The sequence below is a fragment of the Arthrobacter sp. 10T416 genome (assembly GCF_056394165.1).
Map to the genome: position 1 here is coordinate 433,930 of NZ_JBFTHI010000001.1, position 17,718 is coordinate 451,647.

Here is a 17,718-nt window from a genome sequence, read left to right on the forward strand (position 1 = left end):
GGCCGCMGGCGTCTGCCGGCGGCCGGATCGAAAATGGCCTGCCCGGCTAGGCCGGGACGATGTTGACCAGTTTAGGGGCCCGGACAATAACCGTGCGGATGCCCCGTCCGTCCATTGCGCGCTGGACGTACTCGGACGCCAGGGCCAGTTCGCGCAGTTCGTCCTCGCTGATGTCCGGCGATACCTCGAGCCGGTCACGCACCTTGCCCTGGACCTGGACGACGGCGGTGACAGAGTCCTGCACCAGCAGGGCCTCGTCATGCGTGGGCCAGCCGGCGTTGGCGACGGACGCCGGGTGTCCCAGCACGTTCCAGAGGTCCTCGGCCGTGTACGGGGCGAAGAGGCTCAGGATGACGGCAACAGCTTCCACAGCCTCGCGGACGGCCGGATCCGCACCGCCGGCGCCCCCTGCAGCGTCGATCGTTTTGCGGGTCGCGTTCACCAGCTCCATCAGCTTGGCGACCACCACGTTGAATTTGTTGTGGTCCAGCAGCGCCTGCGCGTCGGCGATGGTGCGGTGGGTGACCGTGCGCAGGGCCCGGTCGCCGGTGGAGAAGTCGACGCCGGGTGCGCTCGTAACGTCCTGGCCGAGCCGCCAGGCGCGGGCGAGGAACTTCGCGGAGCCCGACGGCGATACGTCGGCCCAGTCGACGTCGTCCTCCGGCGGGGAGGCGAAGATCATGGTCAGGCGCACGGCGTCGACGCCGTACTTGTCCAGCTGTTCACCCAGGTCCACACCGTTGCCCAGGGACTTGCTCATGGCTTTGCCGCCGTTGAGAACCTGGCCCTGGTTGAGCAGGGCACGGAAGGGTTCGTCGGCTTCGATCAGTCCGAGGTCGTGGATGACCTTCGTGAAGAAGCGTGCGTACAGCAGGTGCAGGATGGCGTGCTCCACACCGCCGACGTACTGCCCCACGGGCATCCAGTCGTTGATCTTGGCCGGGTCGAATGGTCCCTCGGTGTAGTCCGGGGAAACGAAGCGCAGGAAGTACCAGGACGAATCCACGAAGGTGTCCATGGTGTCCGTGTCCCGTTTCGCCGGGCCGTGGCAGGTGGGGCATTCGACGTTGACCCAGGCCTCGGCGGCGGCCAGCGGGGAGGTGCCCTTCGGGGACAGGTCCTCGCCGCGCAGGTCCTCGGGCAGGGTGACCGGGAGCTGGTCATCCGGGACCGGCACTTCGCCGCAGGACGGGCAGTGGATGATCGGGATAGGGGTTCCCCAGAAGCGCTGGCGGCTCAGCAGCCAGTCGCGCAGGCGGAAGTTCACGAATTTCTCGCCCGTTCCTTGCTGCGCCAAGATCTCGATGGCGGCCGGGATGGCCTCGGCCTTGGGCAGGCCATCCAGCGCGCCGGAATTGATCAGGGTGCCCTCGCCGGAGGTCGCCGTGCCGGAGACGGCAGGGTCCTCCTCGCCGGTGTCCAGCACCGCCCGGACGGGCAGGTCGAAGGTCTTGGCGAAGTCGAGGTCGCGCTGGTCGTGGGCCGGCACGGCCATGATGGCGCCGGTGCCGTAGTCCGCCAGCACGTAGTCGGCGGCCCAGACGGGCAGCTTTTCGCCGTTCAGCGGGTTGGTGGCGTACCGGCCGGTGAAGACGCCGGTCTTCTCCCGTTCGGTTGACTGCCGTTCGATTTCGGACAGCGCCTTGACCTGTTCGCGGTAGGCGTCCAGGGCTGCGGCGTGCTCGTCGGTGACCAGTTCGACGGCGAGCGGGGCGTCCGCGGCGACCACGAAGAACGTCGCGCCGTACAGGGTGTCCGGACGGGTGGTGAAGACGGTGACGTCCTTGGCGGGCTTGCCGGCGTCGGCTTCGATGACGAAGTTGACGTGCGCACCCTCGGAACGGCCGATCCAGTTTTTCTGCATGGCCAGCACGCGCTCGGGCCAGTGGCCGCGCAGTTCGTCCATGTCATCGAGCAGGCGGTCCGCGTAGTCCGTGATCTTGAAGTACCACTGGTTCAGCGATTTCTTGGTGACGGCGGTGCCGCACCGTTCGCAGGCGCCGTTGACGACCTGTTCGTTGGCCAGCACGGTCTGGTCCTTGGGGCACCAGTTGACCGGCGAGTTCTTGCGGTAGGCCAGGCCGCGTTCGTAGAAGCGCTTGAAGAGCCACTGGGTCCAGCGGTAGTACCCGGCGTCGGAGGTGTGCAGCCGGCGGGACCAGTCCGCGGAAATCGCGTAGCGCTTGAACGACGCCGCCTGGGTGTCGATGTTCGCGTAGGTCCACTCGCTGGGGTGCGCGTTGCGTTTGATGGCGGCGTTCTCGGCCGGCAGACCGAACGAGTCCCAGCCGATCGGGTGCAGCACATCGAAGCCCTGCTGGCGCAGGTAGCGGGCGACGACGTCGCCCATCGCGAACGCTTCGGCGTGGCCCATGTGCAGGTCACCGGAGGGGTACGGGAACATGTCCAGCACGTAGCGGCGTTCCTTCGACCCGTCATCCAGCGGCGTGAAGACCTTGAGGTCCTCCCAGACCTGCGGCCACTTGGCCTCCATGGCGGCGAAGCTGTAGGCGCCCTCCTCGGGGCCTTCGCTTGCGATGGCTGCTGCTGTTCCGGTTTCTGTCTCCGGCTGAACGCTCACTGCTGGCCTCTTCTGTTCTTTCGATCTTGTCGGATCAGGACTGTCCTGCCTGATCCCAGGTCCCCTGCTGCTGGCCGGTAACTGCCCCGGACACACAAAAGCCCCTCGACACGGAGGGGCTGCCGCTCGGCAATCCGGCTGTTCGTCGGGATGCCGGGCGGCTAACTAAGCAGGAGGATCGCACGCATACGACTACTTTAGCGCAAAGCCCGCCGCCCCCAAGGTAAGTCGCCACGAGCGGCTGGATCGGAACGCTGAGAAGAGGGAGGCCGCACCCCGCCAGGGTGTGGTGGGCACCGCGAAGCGGGCGGGGCGGGTGCGGCCTCCCTCGTCAGAGCTGTGGCCTACTTCACGTCCTCGTCGACCCACTCCATGGACTTGGTGACGGCCTTCTTCCACAGACGCATCTGGCGGTCACGCTCGGCCTGATCCATCTGCGGCTCCCAGCGCTTGTCCTCGGACCAGTTGGCCGAGCACTCGCCCAGATCCTTCCAGAACCCGACGGCCAGGCCGGCCGCGTAGGCCGCACCCAGGGAGGTGGTCTCGACGACCTTCGGCCGGATCACCGGCACACCGAGGATGTCGGCCTGGAACTGCATCAGGGCGTCGTTGGCGACCATACCGCCGTCGACCTTCAGCTCCGTGAGCGGAACCCCCGAGTCCGCATTCACGGCGTCGAGCACCTCGCGGGTCTGGAAGGCCGTGGCCTCCAGGGCCGCGCGGGCGATGTGGTTCTTGTTCACGAAGCGGGTCAGCCCGACAATCGCGCCGCGGGCGTCGGAACGCCAGTACGGTGCGAAGAGGCCGGAGAACGCCGGAACGATGTACACGCCGCCGTTGTCTTCGACGGAGGCGGCCAGGGTCTCGACCTCCGGGGCGCTGCCGATCATGCCGAGGTTGTCGCGCAGCCACTGCACCAGCGAACCGGTGACAGCGATCGAGCCTTCCAGGGCGTAGTGCGGCTTGGCGTCGCCGAGCTTGTAGCCGACGGTGGTGAGCAGGCCGTTCTTGGAGTGGACGATTTCCTCACCGGTGTTGAAGATCAGGAAGCAGCCCGTGCCGTAGGTGTTCTTCGCCTCGCCGGTATCGAACGCCGCCTGGCCGAAGGTGGCCGCCTGCTGGTCGCCGAGGATGCCGGCGACCGGAACCTCACGCAGCAGCTGGGAGGTGTGGACATTGCCGTAGACCTCGGAGGAGGACTTGATGGCCGGCATCATCGAGGCCGGGACACCGAAGGCATCCAGGATTTCCTGGTCCCAGGACAGCGTTTCAAGGTCCATGAACATGGTCCTCGAGGCGTTTGTGACATCGGTTACGTGCACGCCGCCGTCGGTACCGCCGGTCAGGTTCCAGAGCACCCAGCAGTCGGTGTTGCCGAAGACAAGGTCCCCGGCCTCGGCCTTGGCGCGGGCGCCCTCGACGTTGTCCAGGATCCACTTGATCTTGGTGCCGGAGAAGTAGGTCGCCAGCGGCAGGCCCACCTTCTGCTTGAAGCGCTCCGGCCCGCCGTCCTTGGCAAGTTCGTCAACGATCGACTGTGTGCGGGTGTCCTGCCAGACGATCGCGTTGTAGACGGCCTTGCCGGTGGTCTTGTCCCAGACCACCGCGGTCTCACGCTGGTTGGTGATGCCGACGGCGGCGATGTCGTGGCGGGTGAGGTTGGCCTTGGACAGCGCCGAGGCGATGACCTCGCGGGTGTTGTTCCAGATCTCCGCGGGGTCATGCTCAACCCAGCCTGCCTGCGGGAAGATCTGCTCGTGCTCCATCTGGCCGGAGGAAACGATGTTGCCGCTGTGGTCGAACACAATGGCACGGGTGCTCGTGGTTCCCTGGTCAATGGCAATTACATACTGGTTCATGCTGACGTCCTTGTCTTGTGGGCCTGACGGTTGAAGTGATGCGATTCGAGCGGGCTAATACGGTTGGATCGGCGGGGCTACGCGGCCGCAGTGGCGATGATCGGCACGATGGCTGCGACGATGCCGGCGAGTCCGCCGCCAACGAGCGGGCCGACGACCGGGATCCAGGAGTAGCTCCAGTCCGACGCGCCCTTGCCCTTGATGGGCAGCAGCGCGTGGGCGATGCGCGGACCGAGGTCACGGGCAGGGTTGATGGCGTAGCCGGTGGGGCCACCGAGGGAGACACCGATACCGACAACGAGCAGGGCGACTGCCAGCGGGCCAAGTCCCGAGGGGGTCCCGCCGAACGTCAGGATGACGAAAACGAGGACGAAGGTGCCGATGATCTCGGTGATCAGGTTCCAGGGGGTGGAGCGGATGGCCGGGCCGGTGGAGAACACGCCGAGCTTGCTGGCGGGCTCGGGTTCGGCGTCGAAGTGCTGCTTGTGGGCCAGCCACATCACGACGGCGCCGAGGAAGGCACCAAGCAGTTCACCGCCGAAGTAGGTCAGGGTGGAACCAAAGTCCACCGCGACACCGGGGGCGTATTCCTTCTTGCCGTTGAGCAGCAGGCCGAAGGTGACGGCCGGGTTTAGGTGCGCTCCGGACTTGGCGGCAACGAAGACACCGCAGAAGACAGCAATGCCCCATCCCCACGTGACCATCAGGAACCCGCCGTTGTTGCCCTTGGTGCCTTTGAGCGCAACGTTGGCCACAACGCCGCAACCCAGCAGGGTCAGCATTGCGGTGCCGAATACTTCGGACAGGAAAACTATTCCAAGAGACATCTTTGACTCCTCTATTTTCTGTTGTCAGCCCTTCGCGAGTTTGAAGGGCCGTTGGGCCGGCAGCGGTTTCGCGCTGCCGGCCGGCCACTGCGACGCCCCGGAAGGAGCCGCAGTCTTTGCTCCCGGACAAACCCGTCCGGTCGCACAAGCTCTTAGGCGACCAGGCTGTGGACCTGGACGCCGTGGTTCCGCCGCAGCACCTCCTGGGCGTGGTTGATCTCGGCGCTGCGCTTTTGCGCATCCCAGCCCAGCGGTCCGGCCAGGATTCCGGCCACCTCATTGAGGAGTTCGCCGGTCACCAGCCCGCGGAATGCCAGTGAGGTGCGGCGGACCAGGACGTCGATCAGGTGGCCGACCTGCTCGTTGTGGGCCATGAACTCCAATTCACGGACGCTCAGTTCCCGGGTGGAGTGCAAGGCCCGGTCCTGTCCGGCGTCAAGATAGGCCATAACGTCCACGGCGCGTGTGCCGTAGCGGGTCAGCAGGCCGGCGGTGCGGTCCGCGTCGCGGCCGGCGGCCATGTGGGACTTGATCCAGCGCTGGACGCCGTCATCGGTCTCCGGGAAGCCGGCACCGCCGCCGATGGGGAGCTTCGCCGTCGAGACTTTCCGCTCCAGGCCGAGTTCGGCGAGTACGTCGTTGCTCAGGTGCTCGGCGAGGGCACGGAACGTGGTCCACTTGCCGCCCACCAGGCTGAGCACGACCGGGGTTTCCGCGCCTGACTTGCCGGCTCCGCCGCGGCGTTCGATCCGGTAGTCGCGGCTGACGAATCCCGGCTGCGTGGCGTCGTGCCGGGGCAGGGGGCGGACTCCGGAGAAGCTGTAGACGATCTGTTCACGGTTCACGGCGACGTCCGGGAAGACGTGGCCAATGAGGTCGAAGAAGTAGTCGATCTCAGCCTCGGTGCACACGGCGTCCTCGGCGGGATCGGCGTCGATGTCGGTGGTGCCGACGAGGACCCTGTCACCCATCGGGTAGATCAGGACGATCCGGCCGTCGGTGTGTTCGAAGAAGATCTCGCGGCCCTGGCAGGCCTCCAGCAGCTCGGGGTGGTCCAGGACAATGTGGGAGCCCTTGGTGCCGCCCATAAAGGCGGACGCGGAACCCATGGCCTGGTTGGTCAGGTCCACCCAGGCGCCGGTGGTGTTGACCACGACGTCGGCGCTGAAGTCGAAGACCTCGCCGGTCAGTTCGTCGCGGAGCTGGACGGTGCCTGCTTTTCCGCCGGCGGATGCGCCGTCCATGGAGACGAGCGAGAGATAGTTGCTGGCGCGGGCTCCGTTGCCGCCCGCTTCGCCGGCCTTCTCGCCGTCCTGCAGGACATCGAGGGTGAGCCGCTCCGGGTTGTGCACGGAAGCGTCGAAGTAGGTCGCGGCGTATTTGATGCCGGGGTGCAGCCGGGGCAGCTCCGCCAGGGCACGCTTGCGTCCGCGGAACTGGTGGCGCGGAACGGTCCCGCCGTCGCGGGAGAAGGAGTCGTACATGCTCAGGCCAAGCTTGATCAGGAAGGCGCCGCGCTCCTTGGGCGCACCCTGCTGTTTGTGGGTCAGGAACCGCAGCGGCGCGGCGAGGATGCCGGAGAAGGTGCTGAAGATCGGGATGGTGGTCTGCAGCGGTTTGACGTAGTGCGGGGCGATCTTCAGGAGGCGGTTGCGTTCCACCACGGACTCCTGGACCAGCCGGAATTCGCCGTTCTCGAGGTACCGGATACCACCGTGGATCATATGCGAGGAGGCGCCGCTGGCGCCCTGGCAGAAGTCGCCGCGTTCAACGAGCGCGACGTCGACGCCCTGGAGCGCCAGGTCACGGAAGGTTCCGACTCCGTTGATGCCGCCGCCGATGATCAGCACTTGCGCGTGGGGCCTGTTTCGCAGCTCCTGCACGGATGTGCGGGGTGCGCTCGACGCCGGATGGCCGGATGAAACCTTGTTTCCCAAAACTGCTCCCTAGGGATTGGTGCTGTGCGACGCGCCAATAGGGCACGCCGTCGTTCATCACTATTGTTTGGACTAATGGAAAATGGAGTCAAGCACTATGCACAAACGTGCAGATCGGAATCATCATGTCGCCAACACGCCCGTCCGATGCGCTCCGGGCCGCCCAGCTTTATTACCTCCAGGACCTCACGATGGACGCCATCGCCAGGGAGTTGCGGACCTCCCGGTCGACCGTCTCGCGGCTGCTCTCAGCGGCCCGGGAGTCGGGGCTGGTGCAGATCCAGATCCGCAGCCCGCTGGACACCGGACCCGAACTTGCCAGCATGATCCGGGCCGAATACAAGGTGGACGTCCATGTGGTTCCGGTGGTCGACACGCTCAACGAAGCCGAAACCCTGGACCGGGTGGCCATGCAGGCGGCCCGGACCATCGGGCCGCTGGTGGACTCGAACGCCATCATCGGGGTCGCGTGGGGCTCCACGCTGAGCGCCGTCAGCCGGCACCTGACCCGGAAGATCACCCATGACAGCATCATCGTCCAGCTCAACGGTGCCGGGAACATGCAGACCACCGGCATCACCTACGCCTCGGACATCATGCGGCGCTTCGGCAGCGCCTACGGCGCCCGGGTGGAGCAGTTCCCCGTGCCGGCCTTCTTTGACCATGCCGAGACCAAAAAGGCCATGTGGAATGAGCGCAGTGTGCAGCGGATCCTGCAACTGCAGTCCCGGATGAGCATCGCCATTTTCGGCGTCGGATCGGTCGACGCCGATTACCCCAGCCATGTGTACGCCGGCGGCTACCTGGACGAGGACGATCTCAGCGTCCTGGCAGGTTCCGACGTCGTCGGCGACGTCGCAACCGTCTTCTTCCGCGCCGACGGCTCCTCCGACGGTATTACGCTCAACGAACGGTCCACCGGGCCGGACCTGGCGCAGCTGCGGCAGGTCCGGCGCCGGATCTGCGTGGTGTCCGGGGCCTCCAAGATCAACGGACTGCGGGGCGCGCTCGCCGCGGGCCTCGCCACCGACCTGATACTGGACGAGGCCAGTGCCCGGCGACTGGTCAGTTCCGAGGGCCTGGCCTGACGGCGTTGCCGTCCCCCAGCAGCACCGTCCCGGGCGCCGGACTGGGTAGAGTCGGGGTATGCGAATCTCCCCCCGGCTGACCTTGAACAATGGCGTGATGATGGACCGCCTCGGGTTCGGCCTCTACAAGGTACCGCCGGCCGACGCCGCCGGACTGGTCACGATGGCGCTGGAGGCCGGCTACCGGCACGTCGACACAGCCGCGATGTACGGGAATGAGACCGGCGTGGGAAAGGCCATCGGGGCCCTCTCCGCGTTCGACGGCTCGGCCGGGGGCTCCGGCGAACTGCACCCCGCCCTGGCCCGCGAGGACATCTTCGTCACCACCAAACTCTGGAACGACGACCAAGGCTACGACGCGACACTCCGGGCCTTCGACACGTCCATCGCCAAGCTGGGACTCGAATACATCGACCTGTACCTGATCCACTGGCCGTGCGCCCAGCGCGGGCTCTTCACCGAGAGCTACCGCGCCCTCGAAACGCTGTACCGCGAGGGCAGGGTCCGCGCCATCGGGGTGTCGAACTTCCAGCCCGCGCACCTGGACCGGCTGCTGCAGTCGGCAGAGGTGGTGCCGGCCGTGAACCAGATCGAGCTGCATCCGTGGCTCCAGCAGGCCGAACTGCGGGCCCTTCACGCCTCCCTGGGCATCACCACCGAAGCCTGGAGTCCGCTGGGCCGCGGACAGCTCCTCGAGGACCCGGTGGTCCTGCAGCTTGCTGAGGCGCACGGCCGCAGCGCCGCGCAGATCATCCTGCGCTGGCACCTGGAACTGGGCAACGTGGTCATTCCCAAGGCGAGCTCCTACGCCCGGATCCGCGAGAACCACGACATCTTCGGCTTCAGCCTCAGCACCACCGACCTGGATGTCCTCGCCGGACTGGAGCGCGGGTTCCGCACCGGCTCGAACCCTGACAACGTCAACTAGGATCCGAACGAATGGAACACGTGGCCACCGAGCCCTCTCCCCCGCGTCCACTGCTCAGCGCGGAACTTGATTCACGCACCAGTGCCTCGGCCGTCGACCTCAACGGCACCCGGGTGGCGTACTGGAGCTACGAACCGGCCCACGTATCGCCAGAGACCCGGACAATCCTCGTCATCCATGGCTTCCGCGGCGACCACCACGGCCTGCTGCGGGTGGTGGACCAGTTGCACGGGATGCGCCTCATCATGCCCGACCTGCCCGGGTTCGGCGCATCGGGTGCTTTCGGTGCCGGGGGGCACAGCGTCGCCGGCTATGGCGGGTTCGTTGCCGACTTTATGGCGGCCCTCGGCTTGGGGCCGGACACGGTGCTCCTGGGCCATTCTTTCGGTTCGATCATCGCCAGCCATTTCGTGGCCAGCCACCCCGGCGCCGTCGCCGAACTGATCCTCATCAATCCGATCGCCGCGCCCGCCCTGGAAGGCCCCAAGGGCCTGATGACGAAGGCGGCCGTGCTGTATTACGAGGCGGCGGCCCGGCTTCCGCGCAGGCTCGGGAACGCGCTCCTGCGCAACCAGCTGATAGTCCGGGTGATGAGCGAGACCATGGCCAAGACCAAGGACAAGGCGCTGCGGGAGTTCGTCCACGCCCAGCACAGCGCGTACTTTTCGGCGTTCGCGGACCGGGACAGCCTGCTTGAGGCCTTCAAGGCTTCTGTCGGCAGCAACGTCGCCGAGGTGGCGCCGCGGCTCACCCTGCCCGTCCTGCTGGTGGCGGGCGAAAAGGACGAGATCGCCACCCTTCCCGACCAGTACAAACTGTTGCCGTTGCTGCCGGACGGAACCCTCGAGGTCATTCCCGGCGTCGGGCACCTGATCCACTACGAGACCCCGGAACCCGCCGCGGAATTCATCCGCCGCTTCCTGAAGGACCACACCGCGTGAAAATCCTCATCGACGCCCGCTTCACCCGGATTGGCCACCACGACGGCATCAGCCGCTACGGTTCAAGCCTCATCGCTGCTGCCGCTAAGGTGGCCGATGTCTCCATGCTGATCAGTGACACCCGCCAGCTGGCCTTGCTGCCGGACGTCCCCTACACGCTGATCAACAGCCCGCTGTCCCCGGCCGAACTGTTCGTGGCCGCCAAAATCAACCCGCTCGGGGCGGACGTGGTGGTCTGCCCGATGCAGACCATGGGCACCTGGGGCCGGAAATACGCGCTGGTGCTGACCCTGCACGACCTCATCTACTATGAACACCCTGCCCCTCCGGGCTTCCTTCCTGCTCCCGTCCGGGTCCTGTGGCGGCTCTACCACAAGGCGTTCTGGCCGCAGCGGGTCCTCCTGAACAGGGCCGACGTCGTCGCCACCATTAGCGCCACCACCGAGGCGCTGATGGCCAAGTACCGCCTGACCAAGCGTCCGGTCCGGATTGTGGGCAACGCTCCGCAGCCTGTGCCGGCCCCGCGTGATCCGGGCGCCGGCTCCGACCGGACGGTGCTCTACATGGGGTCGTTTATGCCGTACAAGAATGTCGAAACCATGGTCCGCGGCATGGCGGAACTGCCCGGCATGACCCTGCATCTCCTGAGCCGGATCACGCCGGAGCGCCGGACCGAGCTGGAGGCGCTGACGCCGGCGGGAGCCGACGTCGTGTTCCACAACGGGGTGACGGACGCCGAGTATGAGGCCCTGCTGGCCCGGACCACGGCACTTGTCAGCCTCTCCAGGGCCGAGGGGTATGGCCTGCCCCTGGTGGAGGCGATGTCGCACGGCACACCGGTCATTGCCAGCGACATCCCCATCTTCCGCGAAGTGGGCGGGGACGCTGTCAGCTACGTCGATCCGGAGTCGCCGTCGGCCTTCGCAGCCGCGGTCCGCGAACTCGCGGAGCCCTCGCTTTGGAAGGACCGGTCCGCCCGGGCCGTGCAGCGGGCGTCGCAGTTCAGCTGGGACGCCTCCGCGCAGCACCTGCTCGCCGCCGCCGAAGAGGCCGTCGAACTACGGCGGCGCAAGCGGCGGTAGCCCACACCCGTCGGCCACTTCGACGGTTCCCTGCCCGTTGGACGCGACTGGACGTCGAGTGGGCCCGGAACCGTCGAAACGGCGAGCGTCGAAACGGCTGGCGGCGAAATGTGAGATCACCGCGGCGTCGTCGGCGTGGTACGTCCGCCAGGGCGAGTCCACTTCGACCCACAGCGCGGGTTGGCCCGGTTCCGGGACCAGCTCCGCATCCGGGTCCGCCGTCGCCCAGTAGGACACGTTCAGAGTTTCCGGCAGGTCCCGGTGGTAGGAGCGGAGGGCGGCGTGCGCCGGGCGGCCGGCAATAACCGGTCGCAGACCTGTTTCCTCTGCCAGCTCCCGGATGGCGGCCTCCCGCGGCGCCTCCCCCGCCTCGACTTCTCCGCCGGGCGGCACCAGCCCGCGCCAACGATGCTCCACAACGAGTATCCTGCGGAAGTCCGGAGAGAAGACCCACACGTCGGCGGCCAGCGGTCGCTGGTCCGCACGCCAGATGGATTCGATCCACTCCTGGAGTCCCTCTTCGGCGGTATGCGCCAGCGACAGATCCCGCAGCGCCTCATCCACAACACGCTTGTACTGCATGGAACCTCCTGGTGGTTGCCGGATGCGGGTGGTTCCCCACCGTTGGACGCAGGCGCTACAGCACGTCCACACCGTCGAGCCGAAGCTGCACGGGGTCGTCGCTGCGCTTGGCCGCGGCGGCTGCCTTCGTGGCACGCAGCGCTTTGGTAACCTCGGCGGCCTGGGCGTACGGGATAAACAGCAGCGTCCGGACGTCATCTCCCCCGGGCCGGCCTGCCCCGGCCGGCGCCGGCATGCCCGCGCCGGATCCGGGCACCGGGGCGGGGCCGGCCGTCCGCAGCACAATCCCCTGTTTGGCGAGCCCGGATTCAACGGCCTGGGTGAAGTGCCCGACGGCGGTCCGGCCGCCGGTGACGGACGCGATCCGCACCGCCGGCGGAAGCGACAGCTCCTGCCGCAGGGCCAACTCGCGCCCGGCGTATCCGGCGGGGTCCCAGCGCAGCAACGCCCCGACCCCTGCCGCGTCCTCGGCCGTGATGACCACCAGGCCACCTGCGGAGGCCGGCCGGACCAAGGCCGCTGCGTTGAACCAGCGGCGGACGGCGTCCTCTCCCGCGCGCAGGTTCTCCCGGCGCAGCAGCGAATCGCCGTCGAGCAGCAGCGCCGCGGCGTACCCGCCGGGTGCGACCGGCTCCGCGCCCACCGTGGCGACCACGAGGGCCTTGGAATCGGGCACGACCGCCAGGACACGGTCGCCGGATGAGGTGATCACGGGTTTGCCGGGAAAGGCCCGGCCGAGTTCCTCAGCTGTCCGCAGGGCTCCGGTGGCCCCACGCCGCAGCCGGACCCCGTTGCAGTGCACGCAGCGCCACTCGGGGGCCGCCGCAGAGCACCAGCGGCAGACGGGTACCGCTGCGCTGCCGGCCGGACCGGCAATCGCGAGCGGGCCGCTGCAGGCGGTGCAACGGGCAGGTTCGCGGCAGCGCTCACATGCCAGGGAGGGCGCGTAGCCGGCGCGGGCGACCTGCACCAGGACCGGACCGCGCTCGAGGCCTTCTTTTGCCGCCCGCCAGGCGGCCCCGGGGAGCCGGGCGATGCGGGCCAGCGGATCGCGTTCCTGCTCAAAACTGTCCGCGGTGTTGACGACGCGGGGAACTGTCCGGCGCAGCACGGACCGGCCGGCCTCCACGGCATTGGCCCAGCCGGATTCCACCAGCCGCTGCGTCTCAGTGCTGCGGGTGTGCCCGGCCAGCAGGCACGCGGCACCCTCGTGGGCTGCGCGGAGCAGGAGGACCTCGCGGGCGTGGGCGTAGGGTGCGCGTTGTTCGATGTGGAGGTCGTCGCCGTCGTCCCAGCACACCACTAGCCCCAACTCGCGGACCGGGGCGTAGGCGGCAGAGCGGGTGCCGACGGCCACGCCCGCGGCGCCACTGAGCAGGCGCAGGAAGCTCCGGTACCTGGGCGTCTGGCCGTCGTCGGCGGTCAGCCGTGCCACGTCACCGGCGGGCAGAAGCTCGAGCAGCGCCGCCTCCACGCGGTCAAGGTCCCGGTAGTCCGGTACCACCACCACGGCACCGCGGCCGGACCGGCGGACAGCAGCCACGGCCTCGGCGATCATCCGGGGCCAGCTGTTGGAGCCGAACCCCTGCAGGACACTCAGCACGGCCCTGGGTGATTCCCCGGCGCCGAGGTGTTGAAGGTACGCGGGGCCGTTGTGATAGTCCGCCCAGCTGGAGTGCCCCGCCACCGCAGGAGCCGCGGTGGCCTCATCAGCGCCGAACAGTGCGGGGTCCAGCACACCGTCCGGGGCGTACTCTTTCTCAAGCTTGGCCATCCTCGGCGGTACGGCAACACGCAGCACGTCGCTGACGGTTCCGGCGTAGCGCGCCGCAACCCTCCCTGCAAGCTCGGCCACGGCCGGAATGAGGACCGGCACCGGGGAGACCACCTTGTGCAGGGGCACCAGCGTATGGCCGGCGTCGGAGGCGGCTACCCGTTTAAGCAGGTACCCGCTGAGTTCCTGGCCGCTGAACTTGACCTTGACCCGGACTCCGGGCCGGGCCGCGGCATCCAGCTCCGCCGGCACGCTGTAGTCGAAGGGCCGGTCGAGATGCGGCAGCGGGGACTCGAGCAGGACGCGGGCCACCGGCAGTTCCGCGGCCAGGGCCGGCCCGGCAGCAGCGGCAGAGGCAGGGAAGCCCTGCAGCAGGGAGAGCTGCAGGGGCTCTTCCTGGGCGGTCGCGCTGCCACGGGTGGAAGCCACGGTACCGGTCTCCCTTCGATCGCTGGTTGCGGGTGGTCAAGGTCCGGTGCCACAGCACTGCTGGCAAAGAACTGTAGCCAGGCCACCGGTTGGCGGCCTGGCTACAGCACATCACAAAGCTACGACATTCAGCGGAACCGGAGCCTCTTAGGCGTTGAAGAAGGCCTTCAGGTCATCCACGCGGTCGAGGCGCTCCCACGTGAAGTCGGGATCCTCGCGGCCAAAGTGGCCGTGGGCGGCCGTCTTGGCGTAGATCGGGCGCTTGAGATCCAGGGCATCGATGATGGCCCGCGGGCGCAGGTCGAAGATCTCGGCGATCGCCGTGCTGATCTGCGCGGGGTCGACGGTCTCGGTGCCGAACGTCTCCACGTAGGTTCCAACCGGACGGGCCTGGCCGATCGCGTAGGCGATCTGGATTTCGGCCCGCTTCGCGAGGCCGGCCGCCACCACGTTCTTGGCGACCCAGCGCATGGCGTAGGCGGCCGAGCGGTCAACCTTGGACGGATCCTTGCCGGAGAACGCACCGCCGCCGTGCCGGGCCATGCCGCCGTAGGTGTCGACGATGATCTTTCGGCCGGTCAGGCCGGCGTCGCCCACGGGGCCGCCGATCACAAAGGCGCCAGCCGGGTTGAGGATGTTGCGCGAGCGGGAGGTGTCCAGGTTGGAGAGCGCCATCACCGGGTCGACGACGTGCTCGGCGAGGTCAGCGCGGAGCTGATCGAGGCTGGCGCCTTCGGCGTGCTGGCTGGAAATTACTACGGTTTCCAGCGAGACCGGGCGGTCGCCGTCGTAGCCCACGGTGACCTGCGTCTTGCCGTCGGGGCGGAGGTAGCCCAGCTGGCCGGACTTGCGAACCTCCGTGAGCCGCTCGGAAAGGCGGTGCGCGAGCCAGATCGGGACCGGCATGTAGGACGGGGTCTCGTCGCTGGCGTAGCCGAACATAATGCCCTGGTCGCCGGCGCCCTGCAGGTCGTAGTCGTCTTCCTGGCGTCCTTCGCGCGCTTCGAGGGAGTTGAAAACGCCCCCGGCGATGTCGTTGGACTGCTGGCCGATCGACACCGAGACACCGCAGCGGGCGCCGTCGAATCCGTTCGCCGAGGAGTCGTAGCCGATGCCGAGGATGGTCTCCCGGACGATCTGCGGGATCTCGACGTAAGCATCCGTGGTGACTTCACCGGCGACGTGGACCAGGCCGGTGGTGGCCAGGGTCTCCACGGCCACGCGGGACTCGGGGTCCTTGGCCAGCAGGGCGTCAAGGATGGAATCGCTGATCTGGTCACAGATCTTGTCAGGGTGTCCTTCAGTCACCGACTCGGAGGTAAAGAGCCGGAGCGAAGCGGGCGTGGACCCGTGGAAGTCTGGGATGTGCAGCGGTAAAGTCACTCAACTACCTTACTGGTTGGGATACGGGCGTCCGGCGGCGTGTGTCGTCCTGCTAAGGAGACGTTGATTACGCCAGCGCTCAAGCGGGCGGGACAACCCGGCTCAACTCGGCGCTGATGCGGTCAATCACGGCAGCCGCGACGTCGGCTTTGGAACCCGACGCCTCTTGGGGTTCGGAGCCGGACCGCGCAAGGATGACTACGGCGTTGCGGTCCTGGCCAAAGACCTGGTCCTGTCCCACCTGGTTTACCACCAGGAGGTCACACGCCTTGCGCCGCAGCTTGTCCCGGGCGTACTCGAGGACGTCGCCGTTGTCGTCACCGGTCTCGGCCGCGAAACCCACGATCAGCTGGTTCCGCGCCGCCGTGTCCCGGATTTCGACGAGTTCGCGCAGGATGTCCGGGTTGCGGACGAGGGTGATGACAGGGTCCGCGACGTCGTCCCGCTTCTTGATTTTGGTCCCGGAAACGTCCGCCGGCCGGAAGTCCGCGACGGCCGCGGCCATCACAATAACGTCCGAGTCCGCGGCGGCGTGCAGGGCAGCCTTGCGCAGCTCGAGCGCGGTTTCCACCCGGACCACTTCGACGCCGCCGGGGGCGGGGACGTCCATGTGGGCTGCCAGCAGGCGGACCCGGGCGCCGGCGTCGCGGGCGGCGGCGGCCAGTGCCACGCCCTGCTTGCCGGAGGACCGGTTGCCGAGGAACCGGACCGGGTCCAGGGGTTCGCGGGTGCCGCCGGCGCTGATGGTGACGGTGAGCCCGGCCAGCGGCCCGTGGGCGGCGGGGTGCGCGTCCGACGCCGGACCGTCCGGGTGCCCGGGCGTGGCTAGATCGGGCGTGGCGGCGGCGCCCGCGAGGGCCAGTGCGGCGTCGAAGATCGCCTGCGGCTCGGGCAACCGGCCGGGGCCGGAGTCCGCACCCGTCAGCCGGCCGGAGACCGGTTCCAGGACGGTGATGCCGCGGCTGCGCAGGGTTTCGACGTTGGCCTGGGTCGCGGGGTTGCGCCACATTTCGGTGTGCATCGCCGGGGCCATAAGGACCGGGCCGCCGGCCATCAGCAAGGTGTTGGTCAGGAGGTCGTTGGCCTGTCCGGTCGCGGCGCGGGCCAGCAGGTCAGCGGTCGCCGGGGCGACGACGATCAGCTCCGCTTCGTGGCCGAGCCGGACATGGTTAACGGTGTGCACCTCGTCGAAGACGCTGTTGCTGACCGGGTGCCCGGAGAGCGCCTCCCAAGTGGCCACCCCTACGAACCGGGTGGCGGCCTCAGTGGGAATGACAGTGACGTCATGACCGGCTTCAGTAAAAAGCCGGAGGAGCGATGCCACCTTGTAGGCGGCAATCCCTCCCCCGACTCCGAGGACTATGCGCACGTGACCTCCGTCAAGCAGCAGAGTTGTTACTCTGCGGCGGCCTCGATCGGCGTGGAAACGAGCTTGCCTTCGTTGATCTCGCGCAGGGCGATGGAAAGCGACTTTTCGTTCAGCTTGGTGTCAACCAGCGGGCCAACGTACTCGAAGAGGCCCTCGTGCAGCTGGGCGTAGTAGGCGTTGATCTGGCGGGCGCGCTTGGCACCGAAAATCACCAGTCCGTACTTCGAATCGGCGGCCTTCAGCAGCTCGTCGATCGGCGGGTTGATGATGCCTTCAAGGTTCGTGGACACGAATTCTCCAAATTCTTACGGGCCGATACTTCCCGTGGCCTGGGTTACGGGTTCGGGGTCAGCCCCATGAGTGAAACAAGCTCGTCCGCTGCCCGGCGAACATCATCATTAACGACGGTGTGGTCGAACTCCGGTTCAGCAGCAAGTTCTAGTTTAGCGGTTTCCAGCCTTTGCTGCTGTTCTTCGGCCGATTCCGTGCCGCGGCCGACGAGCCTGCGGACCATTTCGTCCCAGCTCGGCGGGGCGAGGAAGACAAACTGGGCGTCCGGAACGGCCTGTTTTACCTGCCGGGCACCCTGCAGGTCGATCTCCAGCAGGACCGACCGGCCATCGGCGATGGCGGCGTCAACCGTGCTGCGCAGCGTGCCGTAGCGGTTCCGTCCGTGCACAACCGCCCATTCGAGCAGCTCGCCGTTCTCGACCAGGGAGTCGAACTCCTCGGCGGACTTGAAGAAGTAGTGAACACCGTCCTGCTCCCCGGGACGCGGGGCACGCGTCGTGGCCGACACGGAAAGCCAGACGCCGGGATAGTTGTCCCTAATGTAGGTGGACACTGTGCCTTTGCCGACGGCCGTCGGTCCGGCGAGGACTGTCAGTCCGGGTTTCTTGCTCACGTATTCCTTTGTCGCGGTGGGGCAGCCTGGCGGA

Annotated in this window: 14 protein-coding genes; 4 read left to right on the plus strand and 10 right to left on the minus strand. The window is 67.6% G+C overall.

Features of this window, described 5'->3' with window-relative positions; translation table 11 throughout:
- Nucleotides 1-46: 46 nt before the first annotated feature.
- The 4 genes from leuS to AC1DBE_RS01985 form a co-directional block, all read right to left on the minus strand.
- Entirely contained in the window at nucleotides 47-2,581 is a 2,535-nt protein-coding gene (gene leuS, locus AC1DBE_RS01970) for a leucine--tRNA ligase (RefSeq protein ID WP_476969444.1), read from the minus strand.
- A 344-nt stretch (nucleotides 2,582-2,925) separates the two neighbouring features.
- Complete coding sequence (glpK, locus tag AC1DBE_RS01975; RefSeq protein ID WP_476878904.1) at nucleotides 2,926-4,440, minus strand: glycerol kinase GlpK; 1,515 nt, start codon at nucleotides 4,438-4,440, stop codon at nucleotides 2,926-2,928.
- Nucleotides 4,441-4,517: 77 nt separating this feature from the next.
- Nucleotides 4,518-5,267 (minus strand): MIP/aquaporin family protein, encoded by a 750-nt coding sequence (locus AC1DBE_RS01980; RefSeq protein WP_476878905.1) that lies wholly within the window; start codon nucleotides 5,265-5,267, stop codon nucleotides 4,518-4,520.
- Between the two features lie 152 nt (nucleotides 5,268-5,419).
- Nucleotides 5,420-7,204: a glycerol-3-phosphate dehydrogenase/oxidase gene (locus AC1DBE_RS01985; RefSeq protein ID WP_476969445.1), complete on the minus strand. Its 1,785-nt coding sequence runs from the start codon at nucleotides 7,202-7,204 to the stop codon at nucleotides 5,420-5,422.
- 125 nt (nucleotides 7,205-7,329) lie between these two features.
- Between AC1DBE_RS01985 and AC1DBE_RS01990 the strand changes: the two genes are divergently transcribed.
- The 4 genes from AC1DBE_RS01990 to AC1DBE_RS02005 are packed head-to-tail and all read left to right on the plus strand — an operon-like array spanning nucleotide 7,330 to nucleotide 11,243.
- Nucleotides 7,330-8,292: a sugar-binding transcriptional regulator gene (locus tag AC1DBE_RS01990; protein ID WP_476878907.1), complete on the plus strand. Its 963-nt coding sequence runs from the start codon at nucleotides 7,330-7,332 to the stop codon at nucleotides 8,290-8,292.
- A 58-nt stretch (nucleotides 8,293-8,350) separates the two neighbouring features.
- Nucleotides 8,351-9,220 (plus strand): aldo/keto reductase, encoded by an 870-nt coding sequence (locus AC1DBE_RS01995; RefSeq protein WP_476878908.1) that lies wholly within the window; start codon nucleotides 8,351-8,353, stop codon nucleotides 9,218-9,220.
- Between the two features lie 11 nt (nucleotides 9,221-9,231).
- Nucleotides 9,232-10,161: an alpha/beta fold hydrolase gene (locus AC1DBE_RS02000; RefSeq protein ID WP_476878909.1), complete on the plus strand. Its 930-nt coding sequence runs from the start codon at nucleotides 9,232-9,234 to the stop codon at nucleotides 10,159-10,161.
- Entirely contained in the window at nucleotides 10,158-11,243 is a 1,086-nt protein-coding gene (locus AC1DBE_RS02005; RefSeq protein WP_476878910.1) for a glycosyltransferase family 4 protein, read from the plus strand. The genes AC1DBE_RS02000 and AC1DBE_RS02005 overlap by 4 nt, the downstream gene beginning before the upstream one ends.
- Here the strand turns inward: AC1DBE_RS02005 and AC1DBE_RS02010 are convergent.
- The 6 genes from AC1DBE_RS02010 to gmk form a co-directional block, all read right to left on the minus strand.
- Complete coding sequence (locus AC1DBE_RS02010) at nucleotides 11,220-11,825, minus strand: NUDIX domain-containing protein (protein WP_476878911.1); 606 nt, start codon at nucleotides 11,823-11,825, stop codon at nucleotides 11,220-11,222. The two genes, AC1DBE_RS02005 and AC1DBE_RS02010, sit on opposite strands and share 24 nt — an antisense overlap.
- A 55-nt stretch (nucleotides 11,826-11,880) precedes the next feature.
- Nucleotides 11,881-14,028 (minus strand): primosomal protein N', encoded by a 2,148-nt coding sequence (locus tag AC1DBE_RS02015; RefSeq protein ID WP_476903354.1) that lies wholly within the window; start codon nucleotides 14,026-14,028, stop codon nucleotides 11,881-11,883.
- Nucleotides 14,029-14,175: 147 nt separating this feature from the next.
- Entirely contained in the window at nucleotides 14,176-15,411 is a 1,236-nt protein-coding gene (gene metK, locus AC1DBE_RS02020) for a methionine adenosyltransferase (RefSeq protein ID WP_476903353.1), read from the minus strand.
- A 79-nt stretch (nucleotides 15,412-15,490) separates the two neighbouring features.
- A complete protein-coding gene (locus AC1DBE_RS02025; RefSeq protein WP_476969446.1) occupies nucleotides 15,491-16,780 on the minus strand; it encodes a bifunctional phosphopantothenoylcysteine decarboxylase/phosphopantothenate synthase in 1,290 nt (429 codons plus the stop codon).
- A gap of 26 nt (nucleotides 16,781-16,806) precedes the next feature.
- Nucleotides 16,807-17,070: a DNA-directed RNA polymerase subunit omega gene (rpoZ, locus tag AC1DBE_RS02030; RefSeq protein ID WP_138769242.1), complete on the minus strand. Its 264-nt coding sequence runs from the start codon at nucleotides 17,068-17,070 to the stop codon at nucleotides 16,807-16,809.
- A gap of 44 nt (nucleotides 17,071-17,114) precedes the next feature.
- Nucleotides 17,115-17,684, minus strand: a complete 570-nt coding sequence (gmk, locus tag AC1DBE_RS02035) for a guanylate kinase (RefSeq protein ID WP_476880618.1) — start codon at nucleotides 17,682-17,684, stop codon at nucleotides 17,115-17,117.
- Nucleotides 17,685-17,718 lie beyond the last annotated feature (34 nt).

Bases quoted from the DNA above. Each gene is read 5' to 3' on its own strand.
- glpK (WP_476878904.1), bottom strand. From the start codon at position 4,440: ATGAACCAGTATGTAATTGCCATTGACCAGGGAACCACGAGCACCCGT.
- AC1DBE_RS01980 (WP_476878905.1), bottom strand. From the start codon at position 5,267: ATGTCTCTTGGAATAGTTTTCCTGTCCGAAGTATTCGGCACCGCAATG.
- AC1DBE_RS01990 (WP_476878907.1), top strand. From the start codon at position 7,330: ATGTCGCCAACACGCCCGTCCGATGCGCTCCGGGCCGCCCAGCTTTAT.
- AC1DBE_RS01995 (WP_476878908.1), top strand. From the start codon at position 8,351: ATGCGAATCTCCCCCCGGCTGACCTTGAACAATGGCGTGATGATGGAC.
- AC1DBE_RS02000 (WP_476878909.1), top strand. From the start codon at position 9,232: ATGGAACACGTGGCCACCGAGCCCTCTCCCCCGCGTCCACTGCTCAGC.
- AC1DBE_RS02010 (WP_476878911.1), bottom strand. From the start codon at position 11,825: ATGCAGTACAAGCGTGTTGTGGATGAGGCGCTGCGGGATCTGTCGCTG.